Origin of the sequence: Pseudomonas morbosilactucae, assembly GCF_023241665.1 — a bacterium.
Classification (GTDB): domain Bacteria; phylum Pseudomonadota; class Gammaproteobacteria; order Pseudomonadales; family Pseudomonadaceae; genus Aquipseudomonas; species Aquipseudomonas morbosilactucae.
On the sequence record NZ_JALQCX010000004.1, the window covers coordinates 121,739 to 137,668 of the forward strand.

The 15,930-nt window shown below is 60.2% G+C and carries 18 protein-coding genes and 3 pseudogenes; 11 read left to right on the forward strand and 10 right to left on the reverse strand.

Annotated elements, in window-relative coordinates:
* Positions 1 to 64: 64 nt before the first annotated feature.
* The 3 genes and pseudogenes from M1B35_RS01435 to M1B35_RS01445 all read left to right on the forward strand — a co-directional run bounded on the left by M1B35_RS01435 (position 65) and on the right by M1B35_RS01445 (position 2,067).
* Positions 65 to 583, forward strand: coding sequence for a GNAT family N-acetyltransferase (locus M1B35_RS01435; protein WP_268261018.1), 519 nt, complete (start codon positions 65 to 67; stop codon positions 581 to 583).
* Between the two features lie 249 nt (positions 584 to 832).
* A pseudogene (locus M1B35_RS01440) lies at positions 833 to 1,456 on the forward strand (recombinase family protein).
* Between the two features lie 98 nt (positions 1,457 to 1,554).
* Positions 1,555 to 2,067, forward strand: coding sequence for a hypothetical protein (locus M1B35_RS01445; protein WP_268261019.1), 513 nt, complete (start codon positions 1,555 to 1,557; stop codon positions 2,065 to 2,067).
* A 320-nt stretch (positions 2,068 to 2,387) separates the two neighbouring features.
* Here M1B35_RS01445 and M1B35_RS01450 read toward each other — a convergent pair whose 3' ends face one another.
* The 3 genes from M1B35_RS01450 to M1B35_RS01460 all read right to left on the reverse strand — a co-directional run bounded on the left by M1B35_RS01450 (position 2,388) and on the right by M1B35_RS01460 (position 3,386).
* Positions 2,388 to 2,663, reverse strand: coding sequence for a DUF3077 domain-containing protein (locus tag M1B35_RS01450; RefSeq protein ID WP_268261020.1), 276 nt, complete (start codon positions 2,661 to 2,663; stop codon positions 2,388 to 2,390).
* 268 nt (positions 2,664 to 2,931) lie between these two features.
* On the reverse strand, positions 2,932 to 3,120 hold the full coding sequence (locus M1B35_RS01455; RefSeq protein ID WP_268261021.1) for a hypothetical protein: 189 nt from the start codon (positions 3,118 to 3,120) through the stop codon (positions 2,932 to 2,934).
* A 2-nt stretch (positions 3,121 to 3,122) separates the two neighbouring features.
* Positions 3,123 to 3,386 (reverse strand): hypothetical protein, encoded by a 264-nt coding sequence (locus M1B35_RS01460; RefSeq protein WP_268261022.1) that lies wholly within the window; start codon positions 3,384 to 3,386, stop codon positions 3,123 to 3,125.
* A gap of 249 nt (positions 3,387 to 3,635) precedes the next feature.
* Here M1B35_RS01460 and M1B35_RS01465 point away from each other — a divergent pair, with 249 nt between their 5' ends.
* From M1B35_RS01465 to M1B35_RS01475, 3 genes are read left to right on the forward strand one after another with little or no spacing between them, the layout of a single operon-like run.
* Positions 3,636 to 4,232, forward strand: coding sequence for a cupin domain-containing protein (locus M1B35_RS01465; protein ID WP_268261023.1), 597 nt, complete (start codon positions 3,636 to 3,638; stop codon positions 4,230 to 4,232).
* 55 nt (positions 4,233 to 4,287) lie between these two features.
* Entirely contained in the window at positions 4,288 to 5,064 is a 777-nt protein-coding gene (locus M1B35_RS01470) for a DUF4272 domain-containing protein (RefSeq protein WP_123332222.1), read from the forward strand.
* A 19-nt stretch (positions 5,065 to 5,083) separates the two neighbouring features.
* Positions 5,084 to 5,410, forward strand: coding sequence for a low molecular weight protein tyrosine phosphatase family protein (locus tag M1B35_RS01475; RefSeq protein WP_123332221.1), 327 nt, complete (start codon positions 5,084 to 5,086; stop codon positions 5,408 to 5,410).
* Between the two features lie 27 nt (positions 5,411 to 5,437).
* On the opposite strand, the gene M1B35_RS01480 is transcribed toward M1B35_RS01475, so the two are convergent.
* Positions 5,438 to 6,631, reverse strand: coding sequence for a PrpF domain-containing protein (locus tag M1B35_RS01480; RefSeq protein ID WP_268261024.1), 1,194 nt, complete (start codon positions 6,629 to 6,631; stop codon positions 5,438 to 5,440).
* 247 nt (positions 6,632 to 6,878) lie between these two features.
* On the opposite strand from M1B35_RS01480, the gene M1B35_RS01485 reads away from it, so the two are divergent.
* On the forward strand, positions 6,879 to 7,568 hold the full coding sequence (locus M1B35_RS01485; RefSeq protein WP_268261025.1) for a phytanoyl-CoA dioxygenase family protein: 690 nt from the start codon (positions 6,879 to 6,881) through the stop codon (positions 7,566 to 7,568).
* Positions 7,569 to 7,592: 24 nt separating this feature from the next.
* Here the strand turns inward: M1B35_RS01485 and M1B35_RS01490 are convergent, their stop codons facing one another.
* On the reverse strand, positions 7,593 to 8,438 hold the full coding sequence (locus tag M1B35_RS01490) for an SDR family NAD(P)-dependent oxidoreductase (protein ID WP_268261026.1): 846 nt from the start codon (positions 8,436 to 8,438) through the stop codon (positions 7,593 to 7,595).
* Between the two features lie 180 nt (positions 8,439 to 8,618).
* Here M1B35_RS01490 and M1B35_RS01495 point away from each other — a divergent pair, with 180 nt between their 5' ends.
* Positions 8,619 to 9,560 (forward strand): LysR substrate-binding domain-containing protein, encoded by a 942-nt coding sequence (locus M1B35_RS01495; protein WP_268261027.1) that lies wholly within the window; start codon positions 8,619 to 8,621, stop codon positions 9,558 to 9,560.
* A 150-nt stretch (positions 9,561 to 9,710) separates the two neighbouring features.
* Complete coding sequence (locus M1B35_RS01500; RefSeq protein WP_268261028.1) at positions 9,711 to 10,466, forward strand: bestrophin-like domain; 756 nt, start codon at positions 9,711 to 9,713, stop codon at positions 10,464 to 10,466.
* Between the two features lie 70 nt (positions 10,467 to 10,536).
* Here M1B35_RS01500 and M1B35_RS01505 read toward each other — a convergent pair whose 3' ends face one another.
* Positions 10,537 to 10,923: a hypothetical protein gene (locus tag M1B35_RS01505; protein WP_268261029.1), complete on the reverse strand. Its 387-nt coding sequence runs from the start codon at positions 10,921 to 10,923 to the stop codon at positions 10,537 to 10,539.
* 43 nt (positions 10,924 to 10,966) lie between these two features.
* A complete protein-coding gene (locus M1B35_RS01510) occupies positions 10,967 to 11,398 on the reverse strand; it encodes a hypothetical protein (protein WP_268261030.1) in 432 nt (143 codons plus the stop codon).
* Between the two features lie 475 nt (positions 11,399 to 11,873).
* On the opposite strand from M1B35_RS01510, the gene M1B35_RS01515 reads away from it, so the two are divergent.
* The gene (locus tag M1B35_RS01515) at positions 11,874 to 12,479 is read left to right on the forward strand and encodes a hypothetical protein (RefSeq protein ID WP_268261031.1); all 606 of its coding nucleotides are present in this window, start codon (positions 11,874 to 11,876) and stop codon (positions 12,477 to 12,479) included.
* Positions 12,480 to 12,719: 240 nt separating this feature from the next.
* Positions 12,720 to 13,340 carry a LysE family translocator gene (locus M1B35_RS01520; RefSeq protein WP_268261032.1) on the forward strand — a complete coding sequence of 207 codons (621 nt, stop codon included), beginning with the start codon at positions 12,720 to 12,722 and terminating at the stop codon, positions 13,338 to 13,340.
* A gap of 5 nt (positions 13,341 to 13,345) precedes the next feature.
* Here the strand turns inward: M1B35_RS01520 and M1B35_RS32510 are convergent.
* From M1B35_RS32510 to panB, 3 genes and pseudogenes are all read right to left on the reverse strand, one after another.
* Positions 13,346 to 13,915 (reverse strand): annotated as a pseudogene (locus M1B35_RS32510) (methyl-accepting chemotaxis protein); the annotation flags it as partial.
* Between the two features lie 285 nt (positions 13,916 to 14,200).
* Positions 14,201 to 14,920: pseudogene (locus M1B35_RS32515) on the reverse strand (HAMP domain-containing protein); the annotation flags it as partial.
* A gap of 169 nt (positions 14,921 to 15,089) precedes the next feature.
* Positions 15,090 to 15,890: a 3-methyl-2-oxobutanoate hydroxymethyltransferase gene (gene panB / locus M1B35_RS01530; RefSeq protein ID WP_268261033.1), complete on the reverse strand. Its 801-nt coding sequence runs from the start codon at positions 15,888 to 15,890 to the stop codon at positions 15,090 to 15,092.
* Between the last annotated feature and the right edge of the window lie 40 nt (positions 15,891 to 15,930).

The following is a 15,930-nucleotide window of genomic DNA, read 5'->3' on the forward strand; positions in this document are numbered from 1 at the left end:
TCAACTACCCAAAGATAGTTTTTTCTAGTTTGATCGCCATCTTTCTCATCACCAAAGACGACACATGCCTGCGATTATCCGCCTTGCTGCACCGGAAGATGCACATCTCCTGCCCGCCATTGAAACCTCCGCAGCTCAAGCATTTCGCATGATTGCTGAGTTGAGTTGGCTGGCTGAATCGCCGCCGATGTCCATCGCGCGTCATAGCCAACTCATCGCGCTATCGACATGTTGGGTTGCACTTGATGCCGAAAATAGGCCCCAAGGATTTCTCAGCGCTGAGCACCACGGCAATGATCTACACATCTATGAATTATCAGTGATGCAATCGATGCAAGGACAAGGCACCGGGCGGCGCCTGATCGAGGCAGCGATGGATTATGCACGTTCAACCAGTCTTAGTTTCGTAACGCTTACCACATTCAAAAACGTGCCATGGAATGCACCTTTTTACTCCCGTATGGGGTTTCAGACGAAAGCAACCAAAGACCTGGATCAGAGGCTAGCGGCGATATTGAGCGAGGAGTACAAGCACGGATTCGCTCCGAAAAGTCGGTGTGCCATGGCATGGCCAGTGACTTGAATACAAAACTTTCAGGCCTCTTAGATACTAGGAAAGGAAGATGTATTTGCCGGACGCTTACAAAAATCCCCCTCTTGATTCGCTGTAATCCACCTATTTCAGTCCCGTTTAATCCGGTTATATGTATCATCTAAGGTGTGCCTATCCGGATACGGACAGGTTTTGCCTTTTTCAGCCTTTTCGCTTGATAAGTAACACCCAAAGTGAAACAGCGTTAGGAGAACACCCTAACTGATACAGGCACCCACCATGTTCATCCTTGCATACCTCCGAGCATCGACTGAAGAGCAGGACGCCAATCGCGCCCGCGAATCACTCGAGCAGTTCGCCGCCGATCACGACAAAGCCATTGCCAACGTGTACCTGGAGAATGCCAGTGGTGCGACCGCAGACCGGCCTGAGCTGCTGCGTCTGCTCAAAGATGCGCGTAAGGGGGACATGTTGCTTGTCGAGTCGATAGACCGCCTCTCACGTCTTCCTGTAGAGGACTGACAGAAGCTTAAGGCTGCGATCGACTCCAAGGGGCTACGCATCGTCGCGCTCGACCTGCCAACGAGCCACCAGGGAATGCAGGACACCAAAGGCGACGAGTTCACCGGGCGGATGCTGGGAGCGATCAACTCGATGCTGGTGGAAATGATGGCCACTATTGCTCGCAAAGATTACGAGCAGCGTCGCGAGCGCCAGGCCCAGGGTATCGAGAAGGCAAAGGCCGCCGGAAAGCACCAGGGCCGCCCAGTTGACGTCGATCTGCACAAGCGTGTGACTGAGCTACTGGACGCAGGCCTTGGCATTCGCGCAACAGCACGGCACGCAAGCTGCTCCACTACGACGGTTCTAAGAATTAGAGATGCGGCCACCAAGCCATCGTAGAACGCCCTCCTGAGCTAACACGGGCATTGAGCTACGCTTCCTCGACAATGGCTCACCTCTCTGTGCGCCAGTTTCGTCAAATTGCTAGAGGGAGCGACATGGGACTGAATCAAAAAGATCTCAATCCGGAGATCCGTGCGTTGATGATTCAAGAGATGGATCACGATGGCCAGAATCTCTACAAAAGTTCCCGCCTCAACGCCCAAGGAAGAATTGTCTGGTATCAGCTATTGAAGGATGCGTCAGCCAACCACTCGGATGATTGGCTAGCGAATGAGATAGCTCGCCAACGGCTGCTTAACCCGCACTGTTTGCGACAAGGAAGACCAATTGCAATGCCCAAAGACGCCCACCAAAAGCTTGCGGAAGGTGAGTTCAATCGTTTTTTTATGCGCGGGATTTGCTTAAAGGCGATTCAATTAGGAGCCCCGGCGGTTGTTGGCTATAGAGCAAGAGCATCGTTGAACCCCAGACCGGAATCGATAGCGATCATTGGCAAAAAATTTGCCCCTCACGAACTTCTTGATCGGCTTCGTTCTGCAATCGGTGCAGATACCCCTTTCGGATATCCAGGTAGCGCTAACTCCGGTCTTTCAGTTGCATTCACGTAAATCTTAATCACAAAAAAGCCCCGTCAGATTAGAGCCTGAGCGGGGCTTTTTAATGCCTGAAACAATCCTTTTGCACCCACCCTGCACCCATGGTTTTTTTAGGGTGAGAGCTACAATCGTTGGAGGCCTTGATTTATATGGTGTCCCAGGGCAGGTTCGAACTGCCAACCTTCCCCTTAGGAGGGTGGAGGTCCGCTTCTGGCCGAAAGCGACCGGTTGAATCCACAGCCGAAAGCTGCCCCCTAAAATCACTAAAAACGCGCTTATCATCCAACAATAAGCGGCGTTTATACCTATTCCAGCCCATGGGGAGGACTAACTCAAACCGCCCTCTCCTCCGCCCCCAACCCCACATCATCAATCACCGCCTTCCCCATCTCCGCCAAAAAATGCGCCGCCCAGGCGTACCGCTCGCCCTGCTCTTCCATAGCGGCATCCAGCGCAAGTTTCTTGGCGTAGTACAACAGCGTCGAAGCCTGCTCCAACGCCTGCTGCAAAGGCACATCCGCATTGACGCGAAACAGTTTGAGTTGAGGATCGGCGCAGTTGCCAAAGGTGACAACGCCCAGTGTTTTGATGAGGGTTGCGGTGTTCATCGTGCACCTCCCGCCGAGGTTTGGCAGCAGGTGCTATTGAGCGGGGAAATGTGTAAGAGGCGGCAGCAGGATCCAGACAGATTACCGGCAGACATGATTGAAACTCCCTGATCAAAAATGTGCCTGTATCTCGTCGGGTTCTCAGGACCGGTCGCTGATTTTGCAGCGACTGGAGCAGACTAGGAGCGTGCTCGCGAAGGGGCAACCGCTAAAGCGTCGCGGGTTATGTCCATAGTGCGAATCCCCTCCGGGGGCATAAACATCCCTTTCACTCCGAGAGCCGCCGAGCCAAGCGTTGCAACACCTGGGCAAGTTCCAGGGCTTGTTCCGCGTTCAGTTCCACCGGGTCGTTGTATTCGCTAATGGCCTTGATGTGAATGGCGCTGCCCTGCTCGATCCACACGCGAACGTCGCCATCGCTGCTTTCGAAATAGTCCTCTGCACATTCAACCGACATGCTTATTCACCTTGCCCATTCGCCATGGCCAATTCCAACAGCCGAGTGAAGTTGGCGATAGCGAAATACAGATCATCGCGGGTGTCGCCGTCCCAGTCTTCGACGGCTTCCCGGGCGGCTTTAAGCGAGGCGATGCGCGCTGTGATTTCGGCGATTTCTTCTTCGGCGCATTGTTGGGCAATGGCCTCCCAGCGTTCCTTGGGGATGTTTTGCTGCACGGAAAGCCCGGCTTTGGCTTGATGAATCAGCGCGGTGAGTTTGCTCATGGGGTACTCGTCCTGGAGAGGCGGCCTGCGGGATCGCGGGCTGGAATGTGCAGAGGCGCGGCGTGGGCGTCAAGGCTGCCGCTCATTGCCTGGCCGGTTTTCAGGGTGTCGGCGACAGCGCTGTGTGGCGGCAAAGCCTTCTACACAGGCCTGAAAGTCGCCAGTGAGCGGTAAGGCTGTTTTATACTCCGGGACTTTTTGCCGGATCGGGCGCCAGGATGCGCTCGCCCAACCGCTTCGGAGCACCTGATGAGCAACAGCCTTCCGCCCGCCGCCGACAGCAGCGCCCCGGGGCCGCACTTTCTCGGCACACGGATCCGTGGCCTGCGCAAACGCCGGGGGCTGACCCTGACGGAGCTGGCGCAGATGAGCGAATTGACCGCGGGCTACATCAGCCAGTTGGAGCGCAACCTCGCCTACCCGTCGATCCCGGCGCTGTTCAATATCGCCCGCAGCCTGGGGGTGACGATCCAGTGGTTTTTCGCCAGCGAAAGCCAGACCGACGCCGCCGACCAGGGCATTGTGGTGCGCAAGCAAACCCGCATGAGCGTGCATTACGAGAACGGCATCGTCGACCAGTTGCTGAGCCCGCAACCGACCCGGCAACTGGAGTTCCTGCACTCGCGTTTTCCCTCTGGCACCTACAGCCAGGAGAGCTACAGCCACGAAGGCGAAGAAGCCGGCTATGTGTTGTCCGGGCGCTTTGAGCTGTGGGTCGGCGAGCGGCATTTCCAGCTCAATGAAGGCGACAGTTTCAGTTTCTCCAGCCAGGAGCCGCACAAATACGGCAACCCCGGTGAAGACGACGCGGTGGTGATCTGGGTGATCACCCCGCCGACCTTCTGACCGACGTCAACACCTCTCACCACCGACTTAACCCCATGGAAGAAGACCCACCACAATGGCTGTAACCTCCCCTCGCAACACCCTCTCCCGCTACCTGCTGCTGGCCTTGGTCGGCCTTACTTGTGGCCTGGCCCAGGCACAAGACGTTGAGCAGCGTAAAGCCGCGATTCTGGTCATGGACAATAAGGTCACGGCTGAAAGCCTGGCCCGCAAGGAACGCTCGGAAGCCGTGCTGCGCGCCGAGGGCGTGCCGCTCAATGTCAACATGCCGGCCATTGCCACCGAGGAGCACGCCAAACCGCGCAGCCAAGCCGCCACCGCCTACCGGGCCATGGCCCTGCTGATCGTCGCCGCCAAGGGCGCTGGCCTTGAGCACGACAAGGTCCAGGAACTGGTCAGCCGTTACGACCTGCTCCAGCACTTCTCCCCGGCGGAGCGGGTGTTCATCGCCACCGCCGAGCCATCAGAAGACGCGCGCATCCAGTTTTCCTGGCGCTACGAGTCGGCCTGGACCCTGCTCTGGGCCCTGGGTTATGTGGATGAACTGGGTAAACCCGACAGCGTCTGCGACGTGCAACAAGCCGTGGCCTTCCTGCAACAACGCAGCGCCGAGCAGTTTGTCGCCGACGCCCGCCTGCGGCCGTTGCCGGAGATTCTCGACCAGACCGACCGCGTCTACCGCTACCACTGGAGCGTGGTCGAGGCGCGGCTGAACAACACCGAACCGGCAGCGGGCCTCGACGCCGGCGTGACCTACGAGCGGCACTACGCCCTGAACTGGCTGATGGGCTACATGGGCCAGGAATGGGATGACGTGAACACCGACACTTGAGCCGCCAGGAGCCCGAGCCATGCTGAATGTGTTGTTTGTCTGCAGCCAGAACAAGCTGCGCAGCCCCACCGCCGAACAGGTGTTCGCCGACTGGCCCGGGGTGGCCACCGCCTCGGCGGGCATCAACCACGATGCCCAGGTGCCGGTGAGCCCGGAGCTGCTGGAATGGGCCGGGCTGATCCTGGTGATGGAGCCCCGTCACCGCAACAAGCTGTCGTCCAAGTTCAAGCCCTACCTGCGGGACAAGCGGGTGGTGTGCCTGAACATCCCCGATGACTTCGAGTTCATGGCGCCGGAGTTGATCGAGCTGCTGCACCGCCGGGTGCCCAGCTACTTGCCGCAATAACGCCCGATACCGGGTTGGCCCCGGCCCTCAGGAGAGGGCCGCGAGCAACTCGGGCGAGGCGTTGTACAGCGGCACCGTGCCCTTCAACAGCACCTGGGCGCTGCGCCGATAGGCCGCCGCGTCCACGTGCATGTCGGCACCCTGCGCCCGCGCGGTGATCAGGGTGTCCAGCACCCCGGCCGGGTTCTCGATGGACAGGGCGTACTCGCCGCTTTGCTCCTTCAGCACAGGGGGGCGCTGCAGCAACGAGTGCGGCACGGTGCCGGGTGCCAGGCACGCCGCCGCCAGGCAACAGCCGCCAGAGACCGCCAAAGACGGATGGGCGTTCTGCGGGGTGAAATAGCGGGTGCTGATGTCGCCCCCGGCCCGGGCCGGGCTGACGATGCAGATTTTCGGAATGGTCTCGCTGCGCCGCAACTCGGCGGCAGTAAGCAACGACCCAGCGCGATTGCGCAAGCCCATGCGCAGGCCGCCCTCGACCATCAACTCCAACAGCGCCGCCTTGAACATGGGATCGGCTTCCAGTTGCGCGGGGCTTTCCTGCCCGGTCTTGCCCAGGTCGGAGGCCTTGACGATCACCATCGGCACCGCCACATCGATGCAGGTCGCGGCGATGCCATTCAGGTCATCGACCCGCTGCCAGGACGGGAACAGTGCGCCGGTCTTGGCCCCAACCGGGTCCTTGAGAAACAGGTCCACCCCGGGGTAGGTACCGTTGACCCCGGGAATCCGCGTGTCGCTGAGCAGGCGGCCCTCGGCAAACCCCAGGCGCGCGAACATCGTGGTCTGGGTGTTGCTGTTGAAGATCTCGATGCTCGCCCCCGGCTCGGCGGGCTCCAGCCAGCCACGTTCCAAGGCATACAGGGGCAAGGCGGCGGACATGTTGCCGCAATTGACGCTCCAGTCGATGGCGCTCTTACTCGCCGCCAACTGCGCCAGGGTGCTGATCATCCGCGTCTCACCCGGGCGCCGCTCGACGATAAACACCTTGTTGCTGGTGGGAATGCCCCGGCCCAACCCGGTGATCTGCCCATTGCCCGGCCACTCCCCCGCCAACGGCACGCCCATCACATGGCGGAGCAACTCCTCCACCAGGCGTTCATCCCTGGGCAGATGCTCCTTGGCGATGATCACCCCGGTGGAGGTACCACCACGGGCATGAAACACCGGAAACTCGACGATTCCGGCGCGGACAAGCGGATGATTCGGCGCTGTACTCATAGGGGCTCGGCTGGGTTCACAAGGGTCGGGGGTTCAGACTAAAGCCGATGCCCGGTCTTTGACCAGTGCGCAGCATGCGTCCACAGGGCAATTCCCCCGCCTCTGCCCAGGCGTTTCAAGCCTATGGGCCCTATTTTCTGAACAGCTAGACGCGATGCTTGACCCTGCACCGCCGACGCCCGATGCTCTGCCCCCGCACCGGGCCGTTTTGCAGGATGCACGGGCTATCAAGGGAATTGAGCACGCAATGACTGACCGCGAACACCTTCATCGAGACGGCTATGTGCTGCTCCGCCAAGCCATCCCCAGCGCCTGGCTGCCGGACCTGCGGGCCGCGTTCGAGGCGGGCGTAAAGCCCTCGGATCAATGGCCAGTACCCCGTGGCATGGATTGGCGCCATTCGCAGCTGGACACTGATTCGACGATTCAGGCGCTGTGCCGCATGCCGCCGCTGCTGGCAGTGGTAGGCGAGTTGATCGGCGAGCGGTTCTTCCTCTCCCAGGTGGAGGGGCGCGAGCCCCTGGAAGGCGGCGGCCATCAGCTGTTGCACCGCGACTTGTCGGCCCAGCGCCCCGGCGATATCGCGATCGCCATTGCCTATTTCGACGACTACGGCCCTAGCAATGGCGCGACCCGTATCGTCCCCGGCAGCCATCGCCCCGAGCAGAATGCGCCGCCCTTGGACGGCAATGACGACTCCCAGTCGGTGCAGCTTTCAGGCGTGGCCGGGGACATTCTGGTGTTCGATGTCGACTTGGTGCACGGGGCCAGCCTGAACCGGGTCGGCGCCCGCCGACGCTCCATCCTGATCAGCTATTTTTCAGAGGCGCTCTACGCCTCCCACGAAAAAACCGCGAGCCTGCGCGGCATTCGGATGGACACACGCGATCGCTTCGAGCCCTCGGACTTCAGCTGGGCAGCCGTGCAGGCGGACTAGGCACCTGCGCTCCCGCAAGAGCTGTCAGCACGCCTTGATCTGCTCCCACCGTTGCGCCACCTGCTCGGCGCTGGACGCTGGCACCCGGGCCAGGTCCAGCGGGTAGTCGACGCCCGGGTTCTCGGTAAAACGGGTGGCGGTGAACTGGCCATTGCTGGCCCGCAGAATGTAGCCCGTGTCTCGGCACTGCTCCGAGACAAGAAACAGCACACCAGGCGCCACCCACTCCGGCTTGAGGTTATGCGGCGCTTCACTCACGCCCCACATTCGGGTTTTGGCGACCGGCGACACCGCGTTGACCAGGATGCCCTCTGCCGCGCCCTCCATGCTCAGGGCGTTCATGATGCCCAGTTGCGCCATCTTGCCTGCGGCGTAGGCCACCAGGCCCGGCTGAGCGTAGGGCTGATACATCGCCCGGTCCGACGTCGTCAGCACCACCCGTGCAGCGGCAGATTGCCTGAGGTGCTGCCAGGCGCTTTTGCACAACCAGATGGGGGTGTAAACGCTGATACCCAGGGCGCGCTCGATAAATGCCGAGTCGGCGTCCTCAATCGATTGATAACCGACCCAACCGGCGTTGTGAATCAGGATATCCAACTGCCCGAACGCCTCGACGGCCGTCTCGATCAATTGCCGGCAACCCTGCTCGCTGGCCAGGTCGGCGCTGTGGCCAATCACCTTGAAACCCTCGGCTTGCAGGGCGTGGGCGGCGTCGAGGGCAATGGCAGCGTCCGCACCGTCACCGACCTTGTCCGCCCCAATATCGCTGATCACCACGTTGGCGCCGAGCCTGGCCAACTCCCGGGCGTAGACATAGCCCAGGCCCCGACCTGCGCCAGTGATCACTGCCGTTTTACCGATGAAGTTCATGCTCTGTTCCCTCGTAAAAGCCCATCACCCTAACAATCACCGCACGGGATGTTTAATACTGATCAGCACGCCCTTTGATACCTGGCGCCTATCAAGCTTTTGCTCAGGCCTATGGGTCGACTCAGGGAACAAGGCGCCGCTCAGGCCGCAGGGATCAGCTCACGTGAAGGAACCCAAGACATGATCGAAACCCGACTGCTGAGGCAGTTCATCGCCGTGGCTGAAGAGCTGCACTTTCACAAGGCTGCCCTTCGCCTGCACATGGCCCAACCGCCCCTGAGCCAGGCGATCAGCCGATTGGAAGGCAAACTGGGTTTCAGCCTGTTCACCCGCAGCAAGCGCGAGGTCAAGCTGACGCCCGCCGGCAGCGCCTTTCTGCAAACCGCCTACAGCACCCTCAAGACCCTGGAGCACGGGGTGGAACACGCCCGCCAGGTGGCCGAGGGCAGCGCCGGCACACTCACCATCACGGCCGTGTCCATCGCCCATTACGAGTCGCTGCTCAACACCCTCAAGCAGTTCCGCGAACGCTTTCCCAAGGTCCAACTCATCCTCAAGGAAATGCCCTCCGCCCAGCAGGCCGAGGCGATGGTGTCCCGCGAGGCGGATATCGCCTTTATGCGCAAACTGCCGATGCCCGGGCACAACATCGAATCGCGCTTGGTGCTCGACGAAGCGCTGCTCATGGCCCTGCCCATCCAGCATGCCAACGCGCAGGCCGAGCAGATCGACCTGCGGGACTTCGCCGACGAAGCCTTCGTCTTCACCCCCGAAGCCCTGGGCAGCGGCTATCACCAACACCTTATCGCCCTGTGCGAAGCCGCCGGCTTTTACCCGAAGGTGGTCCAGGAAAGCGCGCAGATCCACACCTTGATCGGCCTGGTGGCCTGCGGCTTCGGCGTGGCCCTGGTGCCCGAATCCATCGCCCACTCATTCAACGGCGACAAGGTCGTGTTTCGCCCCCTGCTGCCCGTGAATGACGCCCCCAACCCGGCCATCGGCTTGTACATGAACCGGCACCGCGACAACCAGTCACCGCTGGTGAATAGCTTTATTGCCCTGCTCGACTTCAGCCACCCGCCGCAAGCCGAGCCGGGCATTCAGAGCCTGGGCTTGAGTTGAGCGCGGCACTGGCAGCCATGGGCTTTTTTTCTAGACTACAAAGGCCACCGCCCCTCAGCCGAGGGCCGATTGCGAGGCTGGAACGACGACTCAGGTCTTAAGGGCTCACGGCGGTGGGTGCATTCAAACCAATAACATCAAAGGCAGTGCATGGACTCGATTTGGGTAGCGGTGGGCATCTTCAGCTGTTTGTTGTCGGCTTCGCTGTTGATGATGCACCTGTATCCAAAACTGGCAGCCCGCCACCGGGATGAAGACACCAATACCGTGGTGCGGTTGGTGGCCAATATCTTCGTGGTCATGACCTCCCTGGTGTTCGGCCTGATGATCAATTCGGCCAAGAACACCTTCGAAGCCATCGACGCCAACGTGCATGCCTACGCCACCAGCCTGATCATCCTCGACCGTTCCTTCAGGGCCTATGGCCCGCCCGCAGAAGATGCCCGGGGGCATTTGATGCTGTATGTCGAACAGGCCATCGCCAACCCCTACCGCGGTGACCAGGCGTTGCTGCACCAGAAAAGCGTCGCCGCTCAATACCTCGACGATATCGGCGTAGCCCTGACCGCCATCAAGCCACCGGACCGCTTTCACGAAGCCATGCTGGTGGACCTGCGCCAGCGCTATCACTCACTGATCGAGCAGCGCTGGAAGATCGTCGAGCAATCAGAAGGCGCCATGCCCGGACCGCTGATCGGCATGCTGGTGGCCTGGATGACGCTGATCTACGCCAGCTTCGGCTACCGGGCGCCACGCAACCCCATGGTGATCGGCATGTTCACCATCTCCGCCTTACTCATCGCCGCCTCCGTCTACCTGGTGCTGGATATGAACGTGCCATTCCACGGCCCCATCCAGATTTCAGATGCACCGCTGCGCCGGGCGCTGGCAGAGATGCAACTGTAGGTTTCTGGAGGGAGCCGGGGCCTTGCCAGTCCACTGAGTTTGCCTGAGCGAATGCGTCTGCTTCCCGACCTCAGCCTTCGAGATTGCGCATTATTTCCATGACTATCGGCCTGGTGTACTGCTCACCGGGATCAGTTCCCACAGGGTCGCTGCTGCGGACCCATTCGCCCTGATCGAATGCGTGATATAGCGAAAAGGCGGGCTCAGGAAAATCGCCCACCATCCCCAAGTTCACGATGGCGCCTACCACCCCGTTCATCACCCCGTCGCAAAACCCATAGCTCAGCGCGCCCGCAAGAAAACCCTCAGCAACCTCCACGGACAACTCGTTCAACAACTGTCGAGGGTCGATGGCATACCTCTCGCAAATACCCCCAAGGTCACTCAGCGTGAGCGTGTTTTCTTCAGCGGCCGCCGCCAATGCCTGTAGTTCACTTTTCGGTAACAACTTGATCATGAGTGCCTTATTTGAGAAGTATCGCTAGAACATCTCAACGCCCTTAAGGTTGGATCGTCCGTTCATATCTAGGCCCATCACCAGGAACCAAACGCAGTCTAAATTTATTCATCTGCCCTGAAATGACCTCTACCTCAGACTCACCCGGAGCCTCGCTGAATGGATTTGGTTTGCCCTCGGCCACAAAAACATACTTCCCTGGCGCCAAGTAGATCTCGACCTTTTCTCCGGTTTTGAAGGCTGCTACCGGACTAGCGTTAACCTTAAAAATCATCTGAAGTCCACTGCCCATGTAACCGTTATCTCGTATAACGGTCACCAACTCGCTCCGCCGGGCGTCCGGCTTTAGATAACTCTGATCAAGAATGCGTTCCTGCGGAACTGAGGCAGCAGATTGACTGGAAGCTGGGGTAGTTGCACACCCCGCAAGAAGAGCACTTGCAATAGCCAAAAAAGCCACAGACGTCCATTTCATACTTCACCTATTAGCCATTTTTTCAATAAAGAGAGCCACTATTCCTATGAAGGGCGACCCAAGATAATTACCGTTTTTTCTGAGTACGCATCAGTTTTTAGGTTCATCTAATGCCCGCTCTGTGAGATTCAAACGTTTGCCGAACATCCGCCCGTGGATCGCTCTCACGCACCTCCAGACAAGGAGTACCAGGCAGTTCCCTCGCCACTTCAATTGTCACCAGACTGCAGTTCTGCGCCGCGACGACGTTCGTCTTGTCGTTGGTAGACTCGGCCAGCGCCTACGCGTGCACAGCACGGACAGCCATCAAAACCTACCCAAGATGGTTTCTAAACATGGCTACGCCTCACTATCTCCCTACATGGCAACCCATTGAGGGGTCTCGTCTGCCCTCACAACCAATAGATCTCAATCGCCGCCGTGATATCATATCAGCATCACTCTGCCGCCCCCAACTACATCAAGGAAGCCCTACATGCAAAGGCTGCTCAAGATTTTCATCGTGATTTTCACCGCTTCAAACCTGACTGGATGCATCGCGGGGTTTTCCGGCAACAGAGTTCCTGCCACACCTATGGACTACTCAGCCCTGCAAACCCCAAAAAGAAATGTTTATCTTGAAATAGTCAATCTAAGATCAACGGATGGTTCTACGCCTAAAGAAAACAATTGGATGCCCGAGGAAAACCGGAAAATTGTCGAGCATTCGCTGCGCAAATCGAACTTGTTCAACAGCATAAAACTGAGCGGCCTCGATCAAGAAGCCGACGATCTGAAGATGCAGATCACCATTACCGAAAACCAGTTCACCTCAGGCCTTGCGGGAGGCTTGACGATCTTCTCCCTTGGCCTGATACCTAGCTCTGCACGAACTGATTTCGTTGTTGAACTAAAAGTCAAAAAGACCACAGGCGAACTTCTGCAAATTTCCAAGAACGAAGACTATGTAACGCAATGGGCAGGCTGGTTTGTCATCCCATGGTCTTCTCATACGATGCTTGATGCCAAAACCGACACACTGGACCGCCAACTTTCCGATGCCATCAATCGCTTGGTCGCCAGCAAACAACTCGCACTGTAAAACCCTCGCCCCGACCACGAAGCGATAGATTACTCAGGCCTGTCGTCTATTGCTTCTGGCTGGCTGTAACGTTCACTCAGCAATCCATTGATCGACCTCGATTGAACACCCCGCCACTCCCACGCAGCGACTGACATTCCTGTTCAGCACCAGAAAATTCCCACCCCACCCTTGGGCCCGCCCCCCACCTGGCGTTATCGTAAGCGCCCCCTTTTGTAATCCGTTGCCCAGGAGCACTCCATGGACCTCGCCACGCTGATGCTGTTTGTCCCGGCCTGCTTTGCCTTGAACATGGCCCCTGGGCCGAACAATCTGCTGTCGGTGAGTAACGCCACGCGCTACGGCTATCGCACCGCGTGCCTGGCTGGGTTGGGTCGGTTGCTGGCGTTTGCCGGGATGATCGCCCTGGCCGCCGCCGGGCTGGCGGTGGTGCTGCAGACGTCGGAGTTGCTGTTCTACGGGATCAAGATTCTGGGGGCGGCGTATCTGCTGTACCTGGCGCTGCAGCTGTGGCGCACTAACCCGACCGCCGAGGCTGGGGATGCCAGTGCGGCCCGGGGCTTGCTGGCCCTGGCTCGGCAGGAGTTCCTGGTGGCGGCGGGCAACCCCAAGGCCATCCTGATTTTTACCGCGTTCCTGCCGCAGTTCGTGACCCCGGGGCAAGCCGTGGGCCCGCAATTTCTGCTGCTGGGGGCCTTGTTCCTGGCCCTGGAATGGCTGGCCATCGGCGCCTATGCCTACATGGGTCTGCACATGCGCCGCTGGTTCAGCGAGCCCCGCGGCAAGCGGCTGTTCAACCGTTGCTGCGCCGGCCTGCTGTCCGCTGCAGCTTCAGTGCTGCTGATGGCGCGCCGTACCTGAGCGACTCAGGTACGGAAGTGCACCACCAGGCTCTGCAACTCGCTGCCCAGGCGCGCCAGCTCAATGCTGGACGAGGCAATTTCACCGCTGGCCTGGGCCGACTGGTCGGCGGTTTCACGCACATGCAGCACGCTGCGATTGATCTCCGCCACCACCGTGCTCTGCTCCTCGGCAGCGCTGGCGATCAGCAGGCTCATCTGCTGGATCTCCGAAACCTGGCGGGTGATGGCTTCCAAGGCATCGCCGGTGTTGCGCACGCCAGTCACCGTTGACTGGGTCTGCTCGACACTGGCCTGCATGGTGCGGGTGCTTTCGTCGGCAATGCGCTGCAAGCCGCTGATCAGTTGTTCGATCTCTTCCGAGGAATGCTGGGTGCGCTGCGCCAGGCTGCGCACTTCATCCGCCACCACGGCAAAACCACGGCCCGCCTCACCGGCCCGGGCGGCTTCAATGGCCGCGTTCAAGGCCAGCAGGTTGGTTTGCCCGGCCACCGCCTTGATCACCCCCAGCACACTGCCGATGCGTTCGATTTCCTGATGCAGGCGGTTCATGGATTCGGCGGACACCCCGACTTCACCGGCGAGGACTTCGATTTGCAGGATCGCCTCGCGGGAAATGTGCGAGGCGCCGCTGGCTTCGCTGTCGGCCTGGCGCGCGGCACTGGCGGCGTCTTCCGAGTTGCGCGCCACCTTCTGCACCATCACCGTCATGTCATTGATGGCACTGGCCACCTTGTCGGTGTCCGAGCGCTGGCTGTCGGTGCCGGCCTGGGTCTGGGTGGTGATGGTCGCCAGTTGGCTGGCCGACACTGCCAGTTGCGAGGAGCCGCTGCCAATCTTGGTGATGACCTCCCGCAGGCGCTGGCTCATGTTGCCAATGGCCCGCAGCAGTTGCCCCAATTCATCGCGACGCTGGCTGTGCAGTTGCACGGTCAGGTCGCCATTGGCGATGCGCTCGGCAGCCAGCAGGGTTTGCTGCAACGGCACGATGATCTGCCGGGCGATGACCCAGGCGATCAGCGCACCGAACAGCAGCGCCGCCGCCGTGACACCCCAAAGAATCGAGACCACGGTGCGCACGCTGGCGGCCGCCCGCTCCTCTTCTTTTTTGTACAGCACGTTAATGCTGTCCTGCAGATCAGACAGCAGCTCGTTGGCCTGGACAATGGCGCTGGCATTGGCGGTGGAGGCGTTCAGCGCAGCCTGGTGGGCCTTGATATAGGCGTCCAGGCCCTCACTCAGGCGCTGCACCAGTTGCTGGTCCTCAGCTGGCCACTGGCCGCCCTTGAGGTCGGCAAACACTTCCGACAAGGCGCTTTGCAGCGCTTGCTGGTGAGTGTCGTGGGCATTGAGTTCGGCGCGCTCGGCGCTCAGCGCGTACTTGAAATTGGCTTCGCGGGCGAACACGGTTTCATCGAAGATCCCGCCCAGGCGGTTGATGCGCGCGAAAGACGACTCGTCATTGCGCAAGCCATGCAGGCCAGTGGCAGCCAACAGCACCGCCAGGGCCAGCAACAGGCCGAACCCCAGGCCGAGCTTACGGGTGACGGTCAGATTTTCCAGTGAGAACAGGCGCAACATGCAGGCTCCTTGAAGATGATTGGAACGCTTCCATCACCCCGAGTCACCCTGGCCTACCTCGCGCCAGGACGGCCCACAGTGCACATTCCTGCAATGCTATCGGATAGCCAGCACCCAACTTTAGGGGCTGGCGGAAAAAGACTTGTAACGCACCGCAATGGTGCTGTTTTCAGCTGGAATACCCCTCCTCCAACGTAGGAAAAGCCCCCGCCTTCACCGCCGCGACATAAGCCTGCAACGCTGCGGCAATGCTCGGTTGCCCGCTCATGAAGTTACGCACGAACCGCGGGCGGTGAGCACTCAGGGACAGGCCGAGCATGTCGTGCAGGACCAGCACCTGGCCGTCGGTGCCGGGCCCGGCACCAATGCCGATCACCGGAATGGTCACCGCCTGGCTGAGGCGGCGGGCCAGGTCGTTGGGCAGGCACTCGATCAACAACATGGCTGCGCCAGCCTTTTCCAGGGCCAAAGCGGCGTCGAGCAACTGCCGGGCACGCTGCGGATCGCGCCCCTGGACCTTGAAGCCGCCGAAGACGTTCACCGATTGCGGCGTCAACCCCAGGTGCGCGCACACCGGCACGCCGTTGGCAGTCAGGCGGCGGATGGGCTCGGCCAGGCCGATATCGCCCTCCAGCTTGACCATGTGCGCGCCCGCCTTCATCAGGCGCCCGGCGTTGTGCAACGCCTGTTCCAGGGTGGCGTAACTCATGAAGGGCATGTCGGCAACGATAAAGGCGCCTCGGTTACCGCGCTTGACGCACGCGGTGTGGTAGGCCAGGTCCTCCACCTCCACCGGCAAGGTGCTGTCGTGCCCTTGCAGGACCATGCCCAGGGTGTCGCCCACCAACAGCATCTCCACGCCCGCGGCGCTGGCGGCCTCGGCAAACGTGGCGTCGTAGCAGGTCAGCATGACGATTTTCTCGCCCCGCTGTTTAAGGGCCTGCAAGGTGGTCAGGGTAATGGTGGCCATGGTCGGGTTCCTGGTCGCAAGGGGTGGGGTTGAATGACGG

Bases quoted from the DNA above. Each gene is read 5' to 3' on its own strand.
- M1B35_RS01515 (WP_268261031.1), top strand. From the start codon at position 11,874: ATGCAAAGGCTGCTCAAGATTTTCATCGTGATTTTCACCGCTTCAAAC.
- M1B35_RS01460 (WP_268261022.1), bottom strand. From the start codon at position 3,386: ATGAGCAAACTCACCGCGCTGATTCATCAAGCCAAAGCCGGGCTTTCC.
- M1B35_RS01480 (WP_268261024.1), bottom strand. From the start codon at position 6,631: ATGAGTACAGCGCCGAATCATCCGCTTGTCCGCGCCGGAATCGTCGAG.
- M1B35_RS01495 (WP_268261027.1), top strand. From the start codon at position 8,619: ATGATCGAAACCCGACTGCTGAGGCAGTTCATCGCCGTGGCTGAAGAG.
- M1B35_RS01455 (WP_268261021.1), bottom strand. From the start codon at position 3,120: ATGTCGGTTGAATGTGCAGAGGACTATTTCGAAAGCAGCGATGGCGAC.
- M1B35_RS01490 (WP_268261026.1), bottom strand. From the start codon at position 8,438: ATGAACTTCATCGGTAAAACGGCAGTGATCACTGGCGCAGGTCGGGGC.
- M1B35_RS01435 (WP_268261018.1), top strand. From the start codon at position 65: ATGCCTGCGATTATCCGCCTTGCTGCACCGGAAGATGCACATCTCCTG.
- M1B35_RS01475 (WP_123332221.1), top strand. From the start codon at position 5,084: ATGCTGAATGTGTTGTTTGTCTGCAGCCAGAACAAGCTGCGCAGCCCC.
- M1B35_RS01520 (WP_268261032.1), top strand. From the start codon at position 12,720: ATGGACCTCGCCACGCTGATGCTGTTTGTCCCGGCCTGCTTTGCCTTG.
- panB (WP_268261033.1), bottom strand. From the start codon at position 15,890: ATGGCCACCATTACCCTGACCACCTTGCAGGCCCTTAAACAGCGGGGC.
- M1B35_RS01450 (WP_268261020.1), bottom strand. From the start codon at position 2,663: ATGAACACCGCAACCCTCATCAAAACACTGGGCGTTGTCACCTTTGGC.
- M1B35_RS01470 (WP_123332222.1), top strand. From the start codon at position 4,288: ATGGCTGTAACCTCCCCTCGCAACACCCTCTCCCGCTACCTGCTGCTG.
- M1B35_RS01485 (WP_268261025.1), top strand. From the start codon at position 6,879: ATGACTGACCGCGAACACCTTCATCGAGACGGCTATGTGCTGCTCCGC.
- M1B35_RS01445 (WP_268261019.1), top strand. From the start codon at position 1,555: ATGGGACTGAATCAAAAAGATCTCAATCCGGAGATCCGTGCGTTGATG.
- M1B35_RS01505 (WP_268261029.1), bottom strand. From the start codon at position 10,923: ATGATCAAGTTGTTACCGAAAAGTGAACTACAGGCATTGGCGGCGGCC.
- M1B35_RS01510 (WP_268261030.1), bottom strand. From the start codon at position 11,398: ATGAAATGGACGTCTGTGGCTTTTTTGGCTATTGCAAGTGCTCTTCTT.
- M1B35_RS01500 (WP_268261028.1), top strand. From the start codon at position 9,711: ATGGACTCGATTTGGGTAGCGGTGGGCATCTTCAGCTGTTTGTTGTCG.
- M1B35_RS01465 (WP_268261023.1), top strand. From the start codon at position 3,636: ATGAGCAACAGCCTTCCGCCCGCCGCCGACAGCAGCGCCCCGGGGCCG.